The organism is Streptomyces sp. NPDC099050 (assembly GCF_044759865.1).
GTDB lineage: Bacteria > Actinomycetota > Actinomycetes > Streptomycetales > Streptomycetaceae > Streptomyces.
This window is the reverse complement of the sequence record NZ_JBIWAE010000066.1, coordinates 1-2,214: the sequence shown is the minus strand read 5'-3', so window position 1 is coordinate 2,214 and position 2,214 is coordinate 1. Positions and strand designations below refer to the sequence as shown.

The following is a 2,214-nucleotide window of genomic DNA, read 5'->3' as shown; positions in this document are numbered from 1 at the left end:
CATACACGCAAGACCATCGAGCGGCGGAAGAAGGGGTGGATGCCACCGGACTACGGCCTGCGCGAGTTCCGCCACCTGCGCTGAGAGCTGCCGAATCTGCAACTCGTTGTCAGCTGAGGCGTCGTCTGACGCCCGTAACGCTGGCTGTTGTTTGTACTGGTCAGGCAGGTGTGCGTGGTTCGTGGGGACAGCTTGATGCGGTGATATTGGTGTCACTGGGATGAGTTGGCCTGGACAACAGAACGCGGCTTAGCACCCAGCGTGTGCGGGTTTACGAGCCCGATCGACTACGAGAACCAATACAGGGCCAGCCTCACCATGGGGCTGGCTGCGTAGGAAGGACCCCACAGTTCGAGGGGATTGACAAAGCCAGGCCGGCGCCCCGCCGCGACCCGCGCCCAACGATCGTTCCTCCGATCGGCATTTGCAGAAGTCCGGCGTACAACCTTCTGCATGTCTCGCAGGTCAGAGTCCCGAAGGTTCCAGCAGGCAGCAGTTGAGCAGGTAGTACAGGGGGATGCGTGAAGGGCTTCAGGACGGCGATGACCGTCATCGGTGCGGCGGTCGTACTCGGGATCGTGGGGACCGCCGTGGTTCCCGTCGCAGCCATCGCCGCGCCGGCCGCGCGGGCGGCTGTGGTCGCGGACGCGGTGCCGGATGCCTGGGTGGAGGTGTTCAACGGCACCCATTTCCGGGTCATGGTGGACGACCACAAGGTCGCGCCGACGCGGGTGGACGTGCGGCCCGTGGGCAGTGACGTGGTCGTCGCCACGCTGGACGAGTTCCAGTACGAATCCGACACGGTCGGCTCCGGGGAGCCGGACATCGGCTGGTACGAGGCCAACGACGAGCTTCGGCTCGATGGCATGGGCGATTACGAGCTGGACGTGTACGTGCCCGCGAACGGCGGCGGCGTGGTGGGCCGCAAGGCTGCGGGCCGGTTCACCTACGCCCTCGATCCGAAGCTCGAAGTGGCTTCCGATCAGAAGGAGTTCTCCCTCGACGACCTCGGCACGAACGCCACCGGATCGGTGACCGCCGTGCACCCGCTGACCGGAGTGCGCGGGCCGCTGGCCGGCGCCCGCGTCACCGTCCAGCTCGGGTGGGGCCGATCGAACGTGGTCTCCGACAGTGCAGGCAAGTTCACGACGCGGGTCGCCGCGCAGGGCCAGGAGTACTCGCTGGCCCTCAGCGCACGTCTGGAAAAGGGCGTCGGGACTCCCTCGGCCGCACAGCCTGTGCGGATCCGGCCCCAGCAAGCGGCGTTGACACTGAGCGGGCCGTCGAACGGACTGACCGTGCGGTACGGGGCCGAGCCCACCTTCCGCGGCGCCATCACCCGCGTGACGGACGACGGCAAGACCGTGGCGGCGGCAGGCCGCATCGTGATGGCCGAGCCCGCGCAGACCGGAGGGTCGACGGCGAGCTCCAGATCCGAAGCCGACGGTACGTTCGCTGTAAGCCCCAGGGTTACCGCCGCCGGGTCCTGGAAGGTGTCGAGTCAGGACCCCTGGCTGGGCAAGGCTCCCGCGCAGACCGCGACCGTCGCCAAAGTCACCCACACCACCGACGTCGTCGAGGAGAAGGTCGTCTCCACCGACCGGTACCGGAAGATGACCATCTCGGGGAAGATCGTCGTTGACGGCGTGACCACGCAGAAGGCGCCCGTCGAGATCCAGGCCCAGGTCGGGGGTGGCCGGTGGGTCACTCAGAAGACTCTGACCGTCGACTACAACAAGACCTTCACCACCACCGTGGAGGTCTTTGCGGAGTTTCCCGCCAGTCCGTGGCGGATCTACAGCCCCGGGACGCAGAACATCGGTCCGAGCACCGGCGCCGATCTCCGGCCCGGACGCCTGCAAACCCGGTTCGAGCTCGTACGGGTGGGTCCCAAGCCGGTGCGCAAGGGGGAGACCATGTTCGTCGCGGGGACCCTGAAGACCTATGGGCCCAGCGGCCATTCCCACAACTATCCGGGGCGGAAGGTCCGCTACTACTTCAAGCCCACCGGCGGGACGGCCTGGAAGGAGATGGGCAGCTCCATCACCCGGGCCGACGGAACGTTCGGCGCGAAGTTCAAGGCCGTGAGCGACGGGACCTGGCGCGTACGCCATGTCGACACCGACGCCCAGCACTTCGCCTCCACCAGCCATGCGGTCTATCTGGACGTCAGCTGATCGCACCCGAGCAGTAGCCACCTGTCGGTGGCCAGTT

At 66.9% G+C, this 2,214-nt stretch carries 1 protein-coding gene; it reads left to right on the top strand.

Going from position 1 to position 2,214, the window contains the following annotated elements; genetic code table 11:
- The first annotated feature begins 521 nt into the window (after window positions 1–521).
- Window positions 522–2,177: a hypothetical protein gene (locus ACIQV3_RS40490; RefSeq protein WP_403722390.1), complete on the top strand. Its 1,656-nt coding sequence runs from the start codon at window positions 522–524 to the stop codon at window positions 2,175–2,177.
- The last annotated feature ends 37 nt before the right edge of the window (window positions 2,178–2,214 follow it).